The organism is Helicobacter sp. 11S02629-2 (genome assembly GCF_002272875.1).
Taxonomy (GTDB): Bacteria; Campylobacterota; Campylobacteria; order Campylobacterales; family Helicobacteraceae; genus Helicobacter_I.
In genome coordinates this window covers 274,727-292,797 of the sequence record NZ_MLAN01000001.1, presented here as the reverse complement: position 1 = coordinate 292,797, position 18,071 = coordinate 274,727, and the positions used below count along the sequence as shown (strand labels likewise).

At 35.0% G+C, this 18,071-nt stretch carries 14 protein-coding genes; 10 read left to right on the top strand and 4 right to left on the bottom strand.

Annotated elements, in window-relative coordinates; translation table 11 throughout:
* The first annotated feature begins 175 nt into the window (after positions 1–175).
* The 6 genes from BKH40_RS01215 to BKH40_RS01190 all read left to right on the top strand — a co-directional run bounded on the left by BKH40_RS01215 (position 176) and on the right by BKH40_RS01190 (position 5,736).
* Entirely contained in the window at positions 176–961 is a 786-nt protein-coding gene (locus tag BKH40_RS01215; protein WP_095276100.1) for a hypothetical protein, read from the top strand.
* Positions 961–1,152: a 4Fe-4S binding protein gene (locus BKH40_RS01210; protein ID WP_095276098.1), complete on the top strand. Its 192-nt coding sequence runs from the start codon at positions 961–963 to the stop codon at positions 1,150–1,152. The genes BKH40_RS01215 and BKH40_RS01210 overlap by 1 nt, the downstream gene beginning before the upstream one ends.
* 15 nt (positions 1,153–1,167) lie before the next feature.
* The gene (locus tag BKH40_RS01205; protein ID WP_095276096.1) at positions 1,168–2,628 is read left to right on the top strand and encodes a Ppx/GppA phosphatase family protein; all 1,461 of its coding nucleotides are present in this window, start codon (positions 1,168–1,170) and stop codon (positions 2,626–2,628) included.
* Between the two features lie 24 nt (positions 2,629–2,652).
* Positions 2,653–3,714 (top strand): lipopolysaccharide heptosyltransferase I, encoded by a 1,062-nt coding sequence (gene waaC, locus BKH40_RS01200; protein WP_095276094.1) that lies wholly within the window; start codon positions 2,653–2,655, stop codon positions 3,712–3,714.
* Between the two features lie 9 nt (positions 3,715–3,723).
* The gene (locus BKH40_RS01195) at positions 3,724–5,091 is read left to right on the top strand and encodes a glycosyltransferase family 9 protein (protein ID WP_095276092.1); all 1,368 of its coding nucleotides are present in this window, start codon (positions 3,724–3,726) and stop codon (positions 5,089–5,091) included.
* 108 nt (positions 5,092–5,199) lie between these two features.
* Complete coding sequence (locus BKH40_RS01190; RefSeq protein ID WP_095276090.1) at positions 5,200–5,736, top strand: NAD(P)H-dependent oxidoreductase; 537 nt, start codon at positions 5,200–5,202, stop codon at positions 5,734–5,736.
* Positions 5,737–6,071: 335 nt separating this feature from the next.
* Here BKH40_RS01190 and BKH40_RS01185 read toward each other — a convergent pair whose 3' ends face one another.
* The 4 genes from BKH40_RS01185 to BKH40_RS01170 form a co-directional block, all read right to left on the bottom strand.
* Complete coding sequence (locus BKH40_RS01185; protein ID WP_095276088.1) at positions 6,072–7,502, bottom strand: APC family permease; 1,431 nt, start codon at positions 7,500–7,502, stop codon at positions 6,072–6,074.
* Between the two features lie 553 nt (positions 7,503–8,055).
* A complete protein-coding gene (gene dnaK, locus BKH40_RS01180) occupies positions 8,056–9,948 on the bottom strand; it encodes a molecular chaperone DnaK (RefSeq protein WP_095276087.1) in 1,893 nt (630 codons plus the stop codon).
* A 21-nt stretch (positions 9,949–9,969) separates the two neighbouring features.
* Positions 9,970–10,512: a nucleotide exchange factor GrpE gene (gene grpE / locus BKH40_RS01175; RefSeq protein WP_095276085.1), complete on the bottom strand. Its 543-nt coding sequence runs from the start codon at positions 10,510–10,512 to the stop codon at positions 9,970–9,972.
* A 14-nt stretch (positions 10,513–10,526) separates the two neighbouring features.
* Complete coding sequence (locus BKH40_RS01170; RefSeq protein WP_143428439.1) at positions 10,527–11,318, bottom strand: hypothetical protein; 792 nt, start codon at positions 11,316–11,318, stop codon at positions 10,527–10,529.
* Positions 11,319–11,639: 321 nt separating this feature from the next.
* On the opposite strand from BKH40_RS01170, the gene xseA reads away from it, so the two are divergent.
* The 4 genes from xseA to BKH40_RS01150 are packed head-to-tail and all read left to right on the top strand — an operon-like array spanning position 11,640 to position 18,069.
* Positions 11,640–12,803 (top strand): exodeoxyribonuclease VII large subunit, encoded by a 1,164-nt coding sequence (gene xseA, locus BKH40_RS01165; protein ID WP_180675046.1) that lies wholly within the window; start codon positions 11,640–11,642, stop codon positions 12,801–12,803.
* 51 nt (positions 12,804–12,854) lie between these two features.
* The gene (locus BKH40_RS01160) at positions 12,855–15,785 is read left to right on the top strand and encodes a hypothetical protein (protein ID WP_095276079.1); all 2,931 of its coding nucleotides are present in this window, start codon (positions 12,855–12,857) and stop codon (positions 15,783–15,785) included.
* Positions 15,786–15,793: 8 nt separating this feature from the next.
* Complete coding sequence (locus tag BKH40_RS01155; protein WP_095276077.1) at positions 15,794–17,470, top strand: AAA family ATPase; 1,677 nt, start codon at positions 15,794–15,796, stop codon at positions 17,468–17,470.
* A complete protein-coding gene (locus tag BKH40_RS01150; RefSeq protein ID WP_095276075.1) occupies positions 17,467–18,069 on the top strand; it encodes a hypothetical protein in 603 nt (200 codons plus the stop codon). Before BKH40_RS01155 ends, BKH40_RS01150 begins: the two co-directional genes overlap by 4 nt.
* Positions 18,070–18,071: the final 2 nt, after the last annotated feature.

Sequence of the window (18,071 nt, the reverse complement as noted above, 5' to 3'; positions counted from 1 at the left end):
GGCTTAAAGACCTCTTAGCTTATAGCAAAGTTAAAGATTACATCGTGTGTAAGCATTCTTAGTTACAAGATAATGTTAAAAAAAGCCATTCTAACAAACTTGATTAGAGCCTCTTAGATTTTGGTAGAATCTTACTTATTTATAAAACTAAACGAAAATCACAAAAAGGGTTTTAATGTGGATCACAGATAACTTAAACCAAGACTACAAACAGCAATTTAGTATCAAACACAAAATCACAGAGTATAAAGCTGATAATCTTCACCTTGAACTTTTTAGCACTGAAACTTTTGGCGATATAGTGCTGCTTAATCAAAAAGAGATACTTTACAAAACTGAAGTAGAAGAAGAAGCACAGATGCTAGGCTTTAGTGCTTACTCCACACATGAAGATGCTAAAACTGCTTTGATATATGGGAGCTTAAACTTAGAGCTAGCCTATCTTTTAAGTAAGCTTGGTATAAAAGTAGACTTAGTGGTTAATGACTTAGAATCTTTAAATGTACTAAGTGGCTTTTTCCCTAACTTTAAAGCTGCACTAAGTAGTGAAAATATAAAAATAAGCACTAGCTTCATGGCACTTATGGGGTCTAAGTTTGATCTTATCTACCATTTAGGGAGCCTTCAGGCTAATGAGCTAAGTGCTTTAACAAAGATGGCTTCACAAAAAAGTATCTTTATCTACTCTTTAAGCACACTTCCAAACCTTGCCCTTTTAAAAGCAAATATCGCTATAGCAACTGCAAGCTTTAATATCTTGATGCCTTTTTGCCTTCCTTTTAGTCTAAGTAAAAAAATCTATGCTTATGCGAGTAATGTCTATCATCCACTAGCAAGCTTACAACTTCAAAAAAGCGATATGCTAGAAGATGCAAGCTACTATAACTCTAGGCTTCATGAAAGTGCTTTTATCCTTCCAACCCACCTAAAAAAGCTGCTTAAGAATCTGGTAAAAAACTAATGCTTTTTATAAACAAAGCCTGCATAGCTTGTGATGCTTGCTTGCAAGTGTGTCCTAATGACGCCATAACAGCAGGTGCGCCCGTTTATATATTAGATCCAAAAAAGTGTGACTTTTGCATAGAAGAAGATAGGCAGTTTAATCCAAAGTGTATAAAAGCCTGCCCAGTTGATGCTATAGAGTATCGTTAACCAAAGGAAAAAAGAATGAGTAAGATTACAAGCGTTATAGACATAGGTTCAAACTCTGCTAGGATGGCTATCTTTAAAAGGACAAGTAGGTTTGGATTCCATCTTTTATATGAGTTAAAAGCTAAGGTTAGGATTTCAGAAGGAAGCTATGAGCATGAAGGCTACTTGCAAGAAGAAGCCATCATTAGAGCGCTTAAAGCACTCCAAGAGTTTGACAAGATATCTAAAAGCTATGGGACTAGGAAGATGTTTTGTGTGGCGACTTCTGCTACAAGGGATGCACCTAATAAAAATGCTTTTTTGAAAAAAGTAAGAGAGTTAACTGATATAAAGATAAAAGTTATCCCCGGTCCAAAAGAAGCCTACTTTGGTGCCCTTGCCTGTGCTAATCTCTTGCATACTAATACTGGATTAACCATGGATATAGGTGGGGGGTCAACTGAGCTAGCTTTTATAGATGAAGGTCATATAAAAAGCCTTTTAAGTCTTAATCTTGGGAGTATAAGGCTAAAAGAGCTTTTCTTTGATGAGGGCGATATAGAAGGTGCTAAGAAGTATGTCAAAGACTATATAGTTAAAAATATAGAGCCTTTAAAAGATCTAAATATCAAAAAGTGCTTTGGTATAGGAGGGAGTATTAGGGCTTTAGCAAAGTGCATCATTAAAAATACAAACTACTGCTTTGATAGTTTACATGGCTATGAAAACAGCAGTGAAGTTTTTATAGAGTACTGCGATAAGATACTTCATGCTAGTGATGAAGAGCTTTTAGAGTTAAATATAGATACTGCAAGGCTTGATTCTATAAGGCCGGGCGTTTTAATCCTTTCTACCTTACTAAAAGTCTTACATATAAAAAGCGTTATAGTAAGTGGAGTAGGGGTTAGAGAAGGAGTTTTCTTGCATGATATGCTAAGGAACTCTAATAATAAATTCCCACATGGCTTTAAGCCTAGTCTTAAGGCCTTACAAGATACCCTAAGTGCGGGCTACGCAAGCAAAAAGATACAAAAGAGTAATATCCTTTTTAAAAGGGCAAAAGAGCTTTTTTTCCTTCTAAGTGAAAGCTTTGAGCTTGATGAAAAGTATCTTTATCATCTTGAAATCGCTTCTAAGATCTATAATGCAGGAGCAAGCTTTAACTTCTATCATGTTAATAAGCATAGTGCTTACTTAGCACTGCACGCTTTAAGTTATGGCTTTTCTCATAAAGATAGGATGCTTATATCAACCATACTAGAAAATGCAACTAAGTCTAAGTTTAAGCCAAATGCCAAGTTTGCTCCTTACCTTCCAAGTGAGGATAAACTTCGTGCCTTAAGCTTTATACTAACAGTTGCTAACATCATGCAACGTCTTACTAACTACGAGTATAGCCTTTCAACTAACCTCTTACGCATAAGACTAGATTCTTTAGCTTTTAAGTCTGAGCTTTTAGCGCTTAATCAAACTCCTATAAAACTTGAAGTTATATAAGAGAGCTAGATCTAAGTAGATAGTATGAAGATAGCCATCATTAGAGTGTCTGCCTTAGGCGATATTATTGTAAGTGCTAGTTTTTTGCACGCCTTTAAAGAGGCTATCATTTCTAAACTAGGAAGTGAAGAAAAGTGTGAGATAGAGTGGTTTGTAGATGAGCGTTTTAGTGGTGTGCTAGAAGATTCTCCAAGTATAACGAAGCTTCATATCTTGCCTTTTAAAAAGCTTTTTAAGTCTTTAGGTGGAATCTTAGCCATAAGAAGATATTGTAAAAATTGTGGAAGCTTTGATTATGTCATAGATGCCCAAGGCCTTATTAAATCTAGCCTTATAGGTAAGTTTTTAAACAAAAAGCATTTTATAGGTTTTGATAAAGATTCCATTAGAGAAGCACTAGCTAGCCTTTTTTATAACAAAAAAGTGCATGTGCCTTATCAAGAAAATGTCTTAGTTAGAAGCAAGGCTATATTTTTTAATCCCTTTAACATTGATATAGATATGAATAAAGCCTTAAAGAGGCGTCAAGATAGCTTTGGCTTTGATGAGACTAGGGCAAAAGTGGCACTAAAAGACTTTAGTTTAGATGATAAAAAAGAGTTTAAAGTACTTTTTATACTTGAGACTTCAAAGGATTTAAAAACTTATCCTGTGCAATCTTTTTTAAACCTAGCCAAGCTTTTATCTTCTTTGGCAAATATAAGAATCTTTCTTATCTGGTATGATGATGAAATAAAAGCAAAGAAATTAAGCAAAGACTTAAAAGAAGCTAAAGTTAACTCTAGCCTACTTCCAAAACTTGACCTTAACGCTATAAAGTATCTAGTAAGTAAGATGGAGTGCGTTATAGGTGGTGATACTGGAGTAACCCATCTAGCATGGGCTTTAAACAGACCAAGTATCACACTTTTTGGTAATGTAGAATCTGGACTAGGGGGTAATAACCTTTCAAAAACCCCGCTTTCTCGCTTTCTTTTAAGTGGAGAAAAAAACCTATATGTATGTAATAAAAGCAAGGTCTTTGACGTAGAAAGCATAACCCCAAATGAAGTTTTTGAAACTTTCAAACAGATATATTTGACTTAGGAGCAAGAGGTGATAAAACTTTTTATACAATCGCCCATAAAAGATATTTTTTTTCAAGAAAATAAGTTTTTTGTAGAATCAACTTTACAAGATTGCGACTTAGTTATAAGCGAGAACTCAGAGTCTATAAAAAAGGCCCTAGCTTTAGATATACCTGTGTTAAAGCCAAGTTTTTTAGGTGATATCTTAGATGTTAATATGAGCTTTGTCTTAAGACAGCCTAGCTTAAAAAGGTCTTTAAACTTTGCATTAAGAAACGCAGTTAGCCTAGTAGCAAGCCTAAAAAAAATTAAAGCAGACCCAAACTTTTGGCAAGAGAGAAGAAAAACTGTAGTGCTTTTTTGTCTTGAAGGACTAAGTAGCTATATACTTTTTAGAAACACCATCCCACATCTTTTAGAAAAATACGACTTAATACTAGTTAGTGCGCTTGAAAGCAAAGAGTTTATAGAGCTTTATGATAAAGAAAGCTTTAAAGATATAGTCTATATAGATACAAAAAAGCTTGAAAACAAGCTAGGCTATCTAAGCAAGACTTTAAAAAAACTATCCCTTCTTAAGTCCCACTTTCTTTTAAACACAGCCTTTTCACACACTGAATTTACTAGAGTGCTAACCCTGCATACTAATGCTACTTCTAAAGTTATGATAAAAGGAAACTTAGCCAATATAGATATAGATGAATACTACGAATGTCTAAATCTCTACAATAGGGTGCTTGATACTGGCACTTGCATAAACTTTGAGCACTATAGGTATATCAATATGGTAAAAGCGTTTTTAAACGCAGACTTGAAGATTGACTTTGAGCTTATGGATATCAAAGAAGATTCCATAAAAGATAAGGATGTATTAACCTTTAAAGATAAAAGCTATATCTTAGTATCTTTAGAATCAAGTCTACCAGAAAAAAGATATAAGCACTTTGATAAGGTCTTAAGAGAGCTTTTAGAAGTAAAAAAAGACTTAAAAATAGTGCTTTGTGGAAGCGAGAAAGACTTAAAAGTCTGCACACTTACTCATCCAAATATCACTAATCTTGTAGGTAAGCTAGACTTGGCTTCTTTTATATTTTTACTTCAGAACTCTTTATTAAACGTGGTTAATAACCATGCCCCAGCCCACCTATCTAACGCCCTAAATAAGCCTACTTTAATCTTAGCTAATGGAGATAACTTAGGACGCTTTAGTAAATACCCTAGAGAGCTTAGGCCTAACTCAAAAACCCTTTATGAAGACGCTATAGAAGAAAATTTTAATGGAGTAAAGCTTTTTTCAAACCTTGGTCTTATTAAGCCCTATGTTGCAAAAAAGTATAACGTCTCAGATATCAGTCCTTCTAAGGTCGTAAGTAGTATCTTGATGTTTTTAAAGTGAGGATAGTTTTTATAAGTGTAGAAAACTATTTGGTTTGATTATCACGTTTGATATAGAATAAAAAGCATTTGGATTTTCACACCAATCTCATTTTAAAAGGATTAAACAATGAAAACTTTAATACTACTAGGTCACCCTAACATAGAACAAAGCGTTGTAAACAAAGCCCTTATAGCTTCAATAGAAGGGCAAAAAGATATAGAAGTTAGAAACATCGCTAAGCTTTATCCAGACTTTAATATAGACGCACTAAAAGAAAGAGAGCTTCTAGGTAAGGCTGATAGGATAGTTATGCAGTTTCCAGTTTACTGGTTTAACATGCCAACTATTTTAAAACAGTATATGGATAGTGTTTTTACTGGAATCTTATTTGGCGAAACCCCAAAGCTAGTAGCTGGCAAGAAGTTTAAGCTTATGGTAAGCACTGGCTCACCAAAGTCTAAATATACAAAAGACGGAAGAAATGGCTTTGACTTAGAAGACTACTTACTACCAGAGCGTCACAGTGCTGCTTATCTTGGCATGGAAGTAGAAGAGACTTACTGCGTTTATGACACTATGAATATAGCAAATGACGCTTCTATCTTAGAAAAAGGAATAAAAGGCTATAAAGAGGCATTAAACTCCTATCCAACTTTTTCTTAAAAACTAAGTGTTTTTACTAAAGCCATTACCCTGTATGCTAGGCTAGCAAGACTAGCTAGGGCACTTTTTAGATTCTATAAATTTATAGAATCTAGTTTTTTTGGCTTAAAGCACATTCTTATTTTTTATACTGATAAAACACTAGTTAAGCACTAGAAGATGTTGATATCAGCGTGGGCATTATCTTTATGTCATGATTACAGCTTGCCAAAGACAAACTGCGATAAAAGAAAATATTTAAAAATATGATTATTTATTATTTTTATCCCTATGATTATTACCACGCAAGCTAAGCTTACTTGTAATAATATAGGGAGTTTCACATACTTCATTACTTATGCACCAACTATACTTTCTATCACGCTTTTAGATACTTTAGTGCCAAACTTCGCTCTTGCTACAGCGTATAAAAAGAGACCAAAAAGCACCCATACAGCAAAGATTATCCATTCTTCTTTGCTTAGTGCAGCTGGGGAAAAAGGCATATACATCGCTATAAGGATTATGCTTCCTATGATGCCTAAGATCCCTATAACCATGCCCTTTTTAACCTTAAAAGGTCTTTGTATATGAGGCTCTTTAAAGCGTAAAACTACAAAAGATACGCAAACTAGCAAGTAAGCTATGACTATAGCTAGACTTCCAGCGTCTACAAACCAAACTAGTGCTGGACGCCCAAGCAAAGGCGCAAGGATGGTTGCTATACCCATAAGTAGTATAGCCCTTGTTGGCGTTTTATGTTTTGGGTGGATGTAGCCTAAAAACTCTGGCAACATCTTAGCTTTAGCAAGAGAGTAGATAGCGCGACTTCCTCCGATAAAAAAGGCATTCCAGCTAGTTATGATTCCAGCAACGCCTGCAACTATCATAAGCTGGAATCCTATAGTGTGGCCTCCAAAGACTGCTTGCATAGCTTGAGGGGTAGTTAGAAGATTAGGGTTTATAGAGCTTGGCTTTAAGACAAAGGCTACTGCAAAAGTCATACCTGCATAAAAAAGCATAGCTGCAACTACTGAGATGATTAAAACCTTGCCTATGTTATAAGGTGGCAAGTTTATCTCACTAGCACTTTGAGGTATAACATCAAACCCTACAAACAAAAATGGCACCATGATAAGCACAGCAAAGATACCAGCTATAGCAGGGGAGAAAAAGTGGCTACTTTGTGTGTGGTTAAAAAGTGGCTCTAAGTTAGAAGCATGCCCCATGATTAAAGATCCAAAGAAAAACACCGCGCCAATAACTACTATGATTAAAGTGACTATGGTTTGAAAGATGCTTGCTTGCTCTATACCAAAGTAGTTTAGTGCTGTTACTATGACTGTGCCTGCCATGCCTATTAAAACCCAAGTGAGGTATAAGTCCCAGCCGCCAATGTTGTATAAAAAGATGTGCTGATAGCCCGGGATTAGGTTGTCAAAAACTGTAGGAAGGGCTACTGCTTCAAAGGCTACAACTGAAAAGTAGCCAAGGATCAAAGCCCACGCACAGATGAAAGAGGGAAAGTGACCAAGGGCTTTAAAAGAAAAGATCATAGCCCCACCTTCAAAAGGGTAAGTGCTTGCAAGCTCAGCGTAACAAAGTCCTATGAAGATGATGACTATAGAGCCTAAAGCTATAGCAAGGATGGCACCTATACTGCCAGCTCCAGTTACCCAGCCCCCAGTTAAAACTATCCACCCCCAGCCAATCATCGCTCCAAAAGCTAGAGCTAAAACCTCTTTGTTACCTAAAACTTTTTTAAAGTCTGAATCTGCATTTTGCATACTTTTCCTTTATGTAATTGTTTCTAGTTTCAGGGTACATAAAGATAGTTGAAAGTGTTAGAAAAATGATTGTTACGCTAAGTTTATATCAAAATATGTAACTTTAAGATACATATTTATCTTAATATAGTAGTTTTTGTATATATTAGTAACAGCTTTTGGATGGTTGTGGAATCTAAAAATATATGATTGCCACGTTGATACTTCATATCTACTCATAATGTTTTTAATAAAAAATAGATTCTATAAATTTATAAAATATGTTTTATGTCTATCTTTTGTACTCCTGAAGTGTCATGAAAGGGGGACTAATAAAGAAGGTAGCTTGATGCTAGGAGTATGACTTAGTCTCACATGGCACTTATGTTATAGATGCACTATGAAAGATTATTACGCTTTGTTTGGAGAGGCTATTTAGCTATAAGATTTTATTTTTGTGTTGCTTGGTAAGAGTGGTAAGAGTAAAAGGGGCTAGATTCTATAAAGTATAGAATCTAAGATTTTAAAAAGCTTAGACTATGACTGCGAGAGGCTTGCAGTCATAAGTTAAAGCCTATTTATCTTCGACTTCAGCGTCGATTACATCATCATCTTTTTTAGCACCTGCTTGTTGCTCAGCACCTTGATTTGTGCCAGCTTGACCTTGTGCGCCCGCTGCTTGCATAGCCTTGCCTAGTGCTTCTTGTAAGGCTTTAGTTTTTGCGTTTAACTCATCTGCACTTGCAGCCTCGTTTTTAGAAGCTTCTTTTAGCGCGTTAGCTTGGGTTTCTAGGTTAGAAAGATCACTTGCTGGAATCTTATCTTTTGATTCACTTACAAACTTTTCAGCTTGGTGGACTACAGCATCAGCGTTATTTCTAGCTTCGATAACTACTTTTCTTTTTGCATCTTCTTCTTTGTGAAGCTCAGCGTCTTTTACCATTTTTTCTATCTCGCTATCACTTAGACCGCTGCTTCCTGTGATTTTTATCTCTTGAGAAACTCCAGTATTTTTATCTTTTGCACTAACAGTTAAGATACCATTAGCATCGATATCAAAAGTAACTTCAATTTGCGGCACACCACGAGGGGCTGGTGGTATACCTTGAAGATCAAACATACCTAAAGACTTGTTATCTTTTGCCATTTCTCTTTCACCTTGAAGCACAGAGATACTAACTGCTGGCTGGTTGTCTTGGGCTGTGCTAAATACTTGAGATTTTTTAATTGGTATTGTCGCACCTCTATCTATAACCTTAGTCATAACGCCACCTAGAGTTTCTATACCTAAGCTTAAAGGGGTAACATCAAGCAACAAGATATCTTTTACATCGCCTTTTAAAACACCACCTTGGATAGCCGCACCAATAGCTACAACTTCATCAGGGTTAACAGACTTATTTAGCTCCTTACCTATGAACTCTTTAACTCTTTCTTGAACTTTTGGTATCCTAGTAGACCCACCTACCATAACTACTTCGCTGATATCGCTAGTTTTTTTATCAGCATCTTTTATAACTTCGCCGATTTTTTTGATAGTAGATTCTATTAAGTCATCTATTAGGCTTTCAAACTTAGCACGAGTTAGCTTTTTAACTAAGTGTTTAGGACCACTTGCATCAGCTGTGATGAAAGGTAAGTTTATCTCAGTCTCAGTTGCACTACTTAGCTCTTTTTTAGCATTTTCTGCAGCATCTTTTAATCTTTGAAGTGCCATAATGTCACTTTTTATATCTATACCAGTTTCGCTTTTAAACTCTTCAGCTAGCCAGTCTATAACTCTGTTATCAAAGTCATCTCCACCCAAGAAAGCATCTCCACCAGTTGCTAAAACTTCTACTACATTATCACCAGTTGAAAGCACTGTAACATCAAATGTACCACCACCTAGGTCATAAACCACGATAGTCTCTTCAGTCTTTTTATCTAGTCCGTAAGCTAGGGCTGCTGCAGTTGGCTCATTTATGATTCTAAGTACGTTTAAGCCTGCAATGGTTCCAGCTTCTTTAGTAGCTTTTCTTTGGCTGTCATTAAAGTAAGCAGGCACTGTGATAACTGCTTCAGTTATCTTTTCACCTAGGTAGGCTTCTGCGTCTTCTTTTAGTTTATTTAAGATTTTGGCACTTATCTCTTGAGGAGTGTAGACTTTATCGCCTATCTCAACAGCACAAGCACCATTTCTATCAACTATGTTATAAGGAAGTCTGGCTTCTGCTTCTTTAGCCTTTTCTTCATTAAACATTAGCCCCATTATCCTTTTTATAGAATAGATGGTTTTTTTAGGGTTAGTGATAGCTTGTCTTTTAGCTACTTCACCAACTAGGATTTCACCTTTATCACTAAAAGCTACTATTGAAGGAGTAGTGTTTTTGCCTTCTTTGTTTACTATGATTTTTGCTTCATTACCTTCATAAATCGCCATAGCAGAGTTTGTGGTTCCTAAGTCTATACCTAATACTTTTGACATATTCTTTCCTTGTGTTTAAATTTAATTTTTTGTGATTGATACCATTGCTGGTCTTAAAACTCTATCTTTGTATATGTAGCCTACTTGTAAAACGCGAGATATCTCACCATCTTTTTTAGCTTCATTAACCTCGTGCATGATGCCATCATGAAGTGTTGGGTTAAACTCACCCTCACAGCTAATCTTGCTAACACCATGTTTACCTAAGACTTTTAAGAGGTTATCAAGCGTTAGGCTTATACCTGTAGCTATGCTTTCTTGTTTGGCTTCATTTGCAGATTCTAAAGCTCTTTCTAGTGCGTCAACTACGCTTAATAAGTCCTTAGCAAAGGCCTCATAAGCATAATCAAGTGCACTATCTTTTTCTCTAGCTAGCCTTTTTTTGACGTTTTCAAAGTCTGCGTGAGTTCTAAGATTACTCTCTTCTAACTCTTTTATCTTTTGCTTTAAGGCTTCTATGTGCTCGCTTGCTTTTTCTTGCTCGCTTACTTTTTCTTGTGTGCTTGCATCTTGCTCTAAGTTAGTTCCAGTATCTTTTTCTTCTAAGTTTTCATCTTTTTGCATGCGGTCTCCTTTCTTTATATATAGATTTGATTATAAAGCTCTTCATAATTCGTAAATAAATTGCCAAAACATAGCATTCTAGCCTCCTTATCTTGATATGTGATGTCATTAATGATAGACATGTGAAAGCCTGTATTACCTCTTTCGTTAAAACCAAACTCATTAAAGTAGATTCCATTTCTATGCTTTAATAAGACCTCGCCACTTAAAAACTCCAAGTATAGGTTACCATCACCTTTTAGCAAATCTATCAAATACTCACTTCCAAACCTATAAACTTCATACTTTAAGTTTCCAAGCTTATCACCTAGCACAAAAGCACCCACACTGTTTGCGATATAGCTTACTTCTTCAGCACTAAGTCCAACCATCTCACGTGCGAAACGATACAAGGCATCTGAAAAGTTAAGGGCTACTTGGTCTTTGCTAAACTCTAAAATGATGTACTTTGAGTTAAAGTTTTCCACATTTTCTAGAGTATTTTTACTATTAATCTGGACTATAAAGTAGACATTATAAGCATCACTTAGTTTGCTTATAAGCTCTCTATCACCCCTAAAAGGCTGTCTAAGCACAGGCTCTAAGCTAGCTTTTTGATATCTTTTAACACTACTAGCAGTTGGAATCCTTCCACTACTTGCATGAGTCATAGTCAAGTCACCCTCACTTACAAGGGCTTTAAAGTAGTTTCTAATGCTAGCAGATGAGATCTTTATATCATCACTAAGATGCACTCTTAAAGTCTCAGATCCAACTGGCTCTTTAGTCTCTATGTAGTGCTTAATAATACTGTTAAGTAATATCATCTTTTTGCTTACCATATAAATAAACCTCTTTTTAACTTTACGAAGTGGAGTATAGCTTAAAATTAGTAAACAAAATTAGCACTTAATATAATATTTTGCTAAATTTTATTAAATATTAGCTTTTAAGGCTAAGAATTCTTATATATATATAGTTACTTTTCTTTAGTCTAATACACTCAAACTCTAAGAGTTTCTAGACTAGGGCTTATTGACATTTAAAAGAGTGCTAGGCTCTATCTTTTAGCTTAAATTTAGCCTTTGCAAGCATCCTATACACAAGCATCAAGTATAATTAGACTTCCAAATACAAAGGATAAAAACTTGGCACTAAAAGTATCTGAGTTAAACAAAAAGATCTCCCACCTTTTTGATGCACATTTTGATGATATAAGCGTCCAAGGCGAGGTTTCTCGCGTCACTTACCACTCAAGCGGACATGTTTACTTCACCTTAAAAGATGAGTTTTCTTCTATATCATGTGTGTTTTTTAAGTCTTATGTGCAAAAAAGCACGATTAGACTAGCACAGGGCATGCAGATAGTTTTAAGTGGAAAGTTAAACTGTTATATACCTAATGGCACTTATAGCATTAATGTCTACTCTTTTGTCATGGATGGGCTTGGTGCGCTTAAAAAGATGTTTGATGAGCTAAAGCAGGAGTTAGAATCTAAGGGCTTGTTTGAAAATAAAAAAAAGCTTCCTTTAATCCCAAAAGACATTATTTTGATAACTTCTATAACTGGGGCTGCTTTGCAGGATATGAAAAGCGTAGCACAAAAGCGTTTCCCCTTAGTTAGGTTGCATGTACTTGATACTTTGATGCAAGGGGCTAGTGCAAAAGATTCCATAGTAGAAAGCCTTAAGCTAGCAGATAGTCTAAAGTACGACATCATAGTCTTAGCACGTGGAGGAGGGAGCATAGAAGATCTTTGGTGCTTTAATGAAAAAGATGTAGCCTACGCTATAGCTAAGTGTAAAACACCAGTTGTAAGTGCCATAGGTCATGAGATAGATTACAGTATAAGTGACTATGTAAGTGATTTACGTGCGCCAACTCCTAGTGCTGCTATGGAGCTTATACTGCCTGAAGCCTCTTCTTTAAAAAGTGTTTTAAACTCTAAGCTAAGTAGCCTAAGTCATACTTTTAAAAATATCTTACTTCAAAAGCTTATGCTTTTAAATGCATTAGATTCTAAGCTTAGCACACTTAGTCCTAAAAGCAAGCTTGACGCACAGACTAGTTTGCTAGCTTCTAAAAAAGAAAGACTAGGCTATATCATGCAAGACTTATTAAACTCTAAAGAAAAGATATTAGAGCTTTTAAGCACAAAGCTTAGTGCTTTAAACCCAGAAAGTAGGGAGCTTAAAGGACTAGTTGAGTTAAGCAAGGATGGGAAAGTTATAGACTTAAGAGAGCTTAAAAAAGACGACGTAGTAGAACTAAGCACTATAGAAGTTAGCAAAGTAGCAAAGATACTTTTTTAACCTAAATAAAAGCAAGAGCTAAAAGAGCCTTGTTTAAAAATGGAGGGATATGTGAAAGATAGACCAGAGACTAAAGAATCTAAAAAAGAAGCAGACTTAAAGTCATGGCTAAGTTCTTTTAAAAGGAATCTAAGCCCTTTTGAGCTAAGGGCATTAGGACTTCTTAAAAAGACTAAAGAAGAAGACTATAGCTTTATAAGTGACTTACTAAACGTCTATATCCACTCTCCTAATAAGTCTTTTCTCAAAAAAAGCCTAAAGCACTATGTTTTAAAAAATGCCCTTAAAGCTAAGCCTTTTAGTAGCTTTGATGTATTACAGATGTATCTAGTCTCACTTAGAGTGTTGCCACTAGGACTACTAAAATACACGATGAAGTCTAAGTCCAAAAACTTAGTACTTAAAAGCCTAAAAACCTTAAAGCTAAAAAGCACTGAAAAAGCCTTCCCTTTAGCTATAGAAGTCTTAAGTCCACTTGCTTTTTGTAAAGAAGCACTAAGTAGCAATCTTACTTACTATAAAGAGCTTTTAGAAAACCCTAGCGTTAGTTTTATAAGGCTTGATGTTTTTAGTCTAGTAAGTAGGGCTAGATTCATAAAAGATGAGGTATTTAAAGAAGAGCTTTTAAGTAGTTTGCAAGTTTTGAGGGTTAGAAGCGAGGATGAAGATTCTAAGGCTAGTGGTGTTAAAGAATCCTTTAAAGGTGTGCTTTTAGATATAAAAGAAGACTACTTTAAGCTAGTCCTAAGTGCTTTAAGTGATGAAAAAGCTAAGGGCTTAAATATCGCTTTAAGTATAGATATAAGCCTTATCTCACTTAGCACACTAGCCCAAAACGTTTTAGAGGCTTTAAAAACTAGCAAGGCTAAACTTTCTTTAAGACTGATTTGCATGGAGGATGGTAAAGAAAAAGATGCTAGTCCACTTTACTTTAAAGCTAGTATCAATAAGTACGCTAGCTTTTTTACTACACTTAGAATGCTAGCTAAAAGCGATATAAAAACTCACATAGTTACTAATGACATCTCTATCATCTATCTAAGTCAAGGCATCTCAAAAGACTTTATTTACGAGATAGATTCTATGCTTAATCCTAGCCTTTTAAAGCTAAGTCTTAAGTTTGGCTTAAAAGCCATAGCCTTAAAGACTATTAGTCCAAATGCCAGTTTGTTTTTTTATAAAAGACTACAAACCGCTATAAATAACTTTAAAAACTACCATATAAAAAGGTATAGCGATATCTTTAAAAGTGATGTTTATAAAGGCTTTAATGCACCCTCTAAAACCTTCCCGCTTTTACAAAAAGGTCTTTTAAAGCACGACTTTGAAAACTTTAAAGTGGCTATGAGACATAGACTAAAACTAAGTGTGCCTTTAGACTTAAAGCTTGAATCTAGAAGTGATATAAAAAGAGATATAGCCTTTTTATCTCTAGTGGATAATAGAATCTTGCTTTTAAAAGAGTGTATAAACTGCCTTGATAAAAACTTAGAATCTTTTTTTACTAGTCTTTATGAGCTAAGCGATACTTCAAGCGTCATAGTTAGTGAGTGGGTTTATAACGTGGTTGATATACTTAACTTTTATGGTTATGAATATAAAAAAATGTTAGAAGATTCTAAAAACATAGCCTTTAACTCTTATAAGCTAGTAGAGCTAAAAGCAGACCTAAGCTTAGAAGAAGTTATCTCTCTTATAGCTTCAAACTTGCTAAATGGAAACATCTTAGTCTTAAAAGATACCCTACTTCATAGAGTGCTAGCTAGTGTCTTTAAAGAGGCTTTAGAAAAGTGTTCTTTTATAGTGTTAAAAACTACTTTTAATGCTGATGATATAAGGCCTAACTTACTAGTGCAAAAAGCACCTATAAGACTTAGCCTAGATACTCTAGCTTTCAAAGACAAAGAGGTAAGCTTAGAGCTTATTAAAGAAGACAAAGAAAAAAAAGAGCCAAGCGTTATAAAGCTTTTTAGACAAGATGAAAATATAGTATATATAAGCAATACAAGTGATATAGACCTAGCCCTAAGTGCTTTAAACTATAACCTTATAGAATCTAGAAATATAAAAAAAATCTATGCAGATTCTTACTTTGAAGTAGCACAAAGTGCTTGCAGGGCTTTTAAGCTAGAAGTGATAAAGGCTAGTTTTGAAAGCTTTTTAAAAAAAGAAAGCAAAGAAGCACTAGGAAGTATCACTCTTTTTAGCCATAGTAAAAAAGAACAAGAGCAAGTTTTTAAAAGCTTTAAGACTAATATTAATATAAATCTAAGATTAGAATCTAGTCTTAGAAACTGTCTTTATCAAGACTATAAGCCCGGCTTTTTAAGCCCCTTTGGCACTAGCTATCTTCTAAAAGACTTTAGCCTTCCAAAGGCTTTAAATTTTAAGGGTCAAAGGAGTGCTTACTGTGATGTTATAGGGCTTTTAAACGCTATCTTAAATGAGTATGAACTAGAGTTTTTACGCGCTTTAAATAGTGAGTTTTTAGACTATGCTAAGCACTTTATAAGATGTAGGGAGCAAGGTGAAGCTAGCAAAGAGTTAAACTCTTATGGTATAAACAACACTTCCTTATCTATCATGCTTTTTGCAAGCAAGGAAGTTGACTTCTTGCAAGCTGGCATTATCTTAATAATCGCTAATATTTTAAATGCAAAGTGTTTTATATATATTGAAGATGAAGGGCAGTTTAAGGCTTTTAGCAAGGAGCTTATGAGCTTTAAGCAAGATGCTAGCTTTGATATAGAGTGTTTTAGTGCCACTAAAAAAGCTTTTTTAGATGAGATAGATTCTATGGAAGGGGATTTTTTAGTTAGGATTCTACTTTCTCAAGATTTGACTTTCAACAGTGATAATAAGTTTTATGTGGATTTGATAAATAAAAATACTCAAGTTGTATGGGGCTTGCCTTTGATAGATGCAAGGGTTGAGCTACCAAAGTACGTGCATACTACTAGCTTAAATATAGGAGGCACTTAGGAGTGAATGTGAAAAATAAGAACATATTTGTAGCCATAGTTGCTATCATCATCGTTATAATCCTTGCCTTCATACTTTACTTTAAAGATAGATCCATCCCAGTAGATGGGGACTTCTTAAGAGATATGCTTGCAAATCATAGACCAGCAAAGATAGAAGTTACTAAAAACTATGACTTTTTTTATATGCAAAACAATCTAGTCTATAGAGTGAAAAAAGATTCTATAAATCTAACTAGTCTAAATTTGCAAGGTGTAGACATAAACCCCAAAGAAGACGTGGTAACTAGCTTTGTAAGTAGTATCTTTTTAGGCTTAGTCTTGCTTTTAGTTATAGCCTATCTAATCTATATGTATAAGCTTAAAAGAAAGATAACCCAGAAAAAAGAAGAGCACTTAGCCCAGTATAGACATATATTAAATGAAGGCTTGAAGCCAAAAGATGACCCAGTTTTAAGTGATCATATACAAGTTACTAGGAGTAATGTCTCTTTTAATGATGTAGCAGGGATAAAAGAGGTAAAAGATGAGCTTTTAGAAGTCATTGACTACTTAAAGTATCCTAAAAAGTATCAAGACTTAAATATCAAGCTTCCTAAAGGCGTGCTTTTAGTAGGACCTCCGGGCGTTGGTAAAACTATGATAGCTAAGGCTGTTGCAGGAGAAGCTGGCGTGCCTTTTTTCTATCAAAGTGGAAGTAGTTTTGTGCAGATTTATGTAGGTATGGGTGCAAAACGTGTTAAAAGCCTTTTTGAAAAAGCCCTTCAAAATGCACCTTCTATTATCTTTATAGATGAGATAGATGCTGTTGGAAAAGCTAGGGGGAATAATAGAAATGATGAAAGAGAAGCCACTTTAAATGAGCTTTTAACTCAGATGGATGGCTTTGAAGAGCGAAGTGGCGTTATAGTAATAGCAGCTACTAACCAGCTTGAAGTACTAGATAGTGCCCTTTTAAGAAGTGGACGTTTTGATAGGCGGGTCATAGTTGAATTGCCAGATTTAAACGAAAGAGAAGAGATACTAAAAGTCTATCTTAAAGATAAAACTCATGAGCTAGATATAAAAGAAGTAGCAAAGATGTGCGTGGGCTTTAGTGGGGCAAGCCTTTCAAGCCTTATAAATGAAGCCGCCCTTAATGCCCTAAGGCATGATAGATCTAGTATCAACATGCAAGATATAATCTATGCTAGTGAAAAGATAGTCATGGGCAAGAAAAAAGAAGCTAGCCTTGATCTGGGACAGAAAAAAAGCATGGCTATCTATAATGCTAGCAAGGCACTTTCTTTATACTGGCTTGATGATGAGTTCCAAAAGATATCTTTGATATCTAATGCCATCTCTAGTGCCCTACCAAATCACGCCAGTAAGTCAGATATCATCAATAAGATAAAGATTGCTTTAAGTGGGAATCTTGGGCTAGAAGTCTATAATCTTGAGCCGCTAATTGCCGCTAAAGAAGACTTAAACTTAGCTAAAAATCTAGCCAAGCAGATGTGTGAAGTTTACGGTATGGCAAAAAGGCTTTTAACTGATAATAATGACATGTTAGATATCTTAAATGAAGCCTTAGAATCTCACAAAGACTTTATCTATGCTAACAAAGACTTAATCGCTAAAATCGCAGAAAGACTACTAGAAAAAGAAAAGCTTACAAAAGCTGAGATAGCAGAGATTATAGGATGACTTACTTTTCTGGATTTTGCTTAAAAGATGAAGAGTGTTTTTTCAAAAAAGGCATGTTTAAAAACTCCTTTTTTGAAAGCCTTCCTTTTGATATCTCTAGCTTTAGTGGCAAGTTTGATATAGTAGGCTTTAGTAAGGGTGCACAAAGTGCTTTAAGGCTTGCTAGTGATAGGCTAAAAAGCGGGGGCAGGGTGAGTAACTTAGTGCTTATCTCACCAGCTTTTTTTATGGATAAAGATTCTAAGTTTAAAGCCTTACAACTTTCTCTTTTTAAAAAAAACCAAGTTAGTTATATGCAGAGTTTTTTAAAAAGTGCAGGAGTTAGTGTTAGGAAGGATGGCACTTTAGATACGGCAAGTTTTTTTTTAGATTCTATAAGTATAAGTTCTTATATAAGCTTAGGGACATATGAAGAGCTAGAAGGGCTTTTAAACTATGGGTTTGAAAAGTTAGAGTACGTGGCAAATAATACTAAGATTTATATTTTTCTAGGGGGTAAAGATAGAATCTTTGATAGTAATAAGGCCTTAGAGTTTTTTGCAAAATACGCAATAGTTTTATATGCCAAAGATTATAATCATTTTTTAATAAAGGAGTAATA

What these genes read in the sequence shown, in the direction of transcription:
- grpE (WP_095276085.1), bottom strand. Translation starts at nt 10,512, where the DNA reads ATGCAAAAAGATGAAAACTTAGAAGAAAAAGATACTGGAACTAACTTA.
- BKH40_RS01150 (WP_095276075.1), top strand. Translation starts at nt 17,467, where the DNA reads ATGACTTACTTTTCTGGATTTTGCTTAAAAGATGAAGAGTGTTTTTTC.
- BKH40_RS01170 (WP_143428439.1), bottom strand. Translation starts at nt 11,318, where the DNA reads ATGATATTACTTAACAGTATTATTAAGCACTACATAGAGACTAAAGAG.
- BKH40_RS01210 (WP_095276098.1), top strand. Translation starts at nt 961, where the DNA reads ATGCTTTTTATAAACAAAGCCTGCATAGCTTGTGATGCTTGCTTGCAA.
- BKH40_RS01185 (WP_095276088.1), bottom strand. Translation starts at nt 7,502, where the DNA reads ATGCAAAATGCAGATTCAGACTTTAAAAAAGTTTTAGGTAACAAAGAG.
- dnaK (WP_095276087.1), bottom strand. Translation starts at nt 9,948, where the DNA reads ATGTCAAAAGTATTAGGTATAGACTTAGGAACCACAAACTCTGCTATG.
- waaC (WP_095276094.1), top strand. Translation starts at nt 2,653, where the DNA reads ATGAAGATAGCCATCATTAGAGTGTCTGCCTTAGGCGATATTATTGTA.
- BKH40_RS01215 (WP_095276100.1), top strand. Translation starts at nt 176, where the DNA reads ATGTGGATCACAGATAACTTAAACCAAGACTACAAACAGCAATTTAGT.
- BKH40_RS01205 (WP_095276096.1), top strand. Translation starts at nt 1,168, where the DNA reads ATGAGTAAGATTACAAGCGTTATAGACATAGGTTCAAACTCTGCTAGG.
- BKH40_RS01190 (WP_095276090.1), top strand. Translation starts at nt 5,200, where the DNA reads ATGAAAACTTTAATACTACTAGGTCACCCTAACATAGAACAAAGCGTT.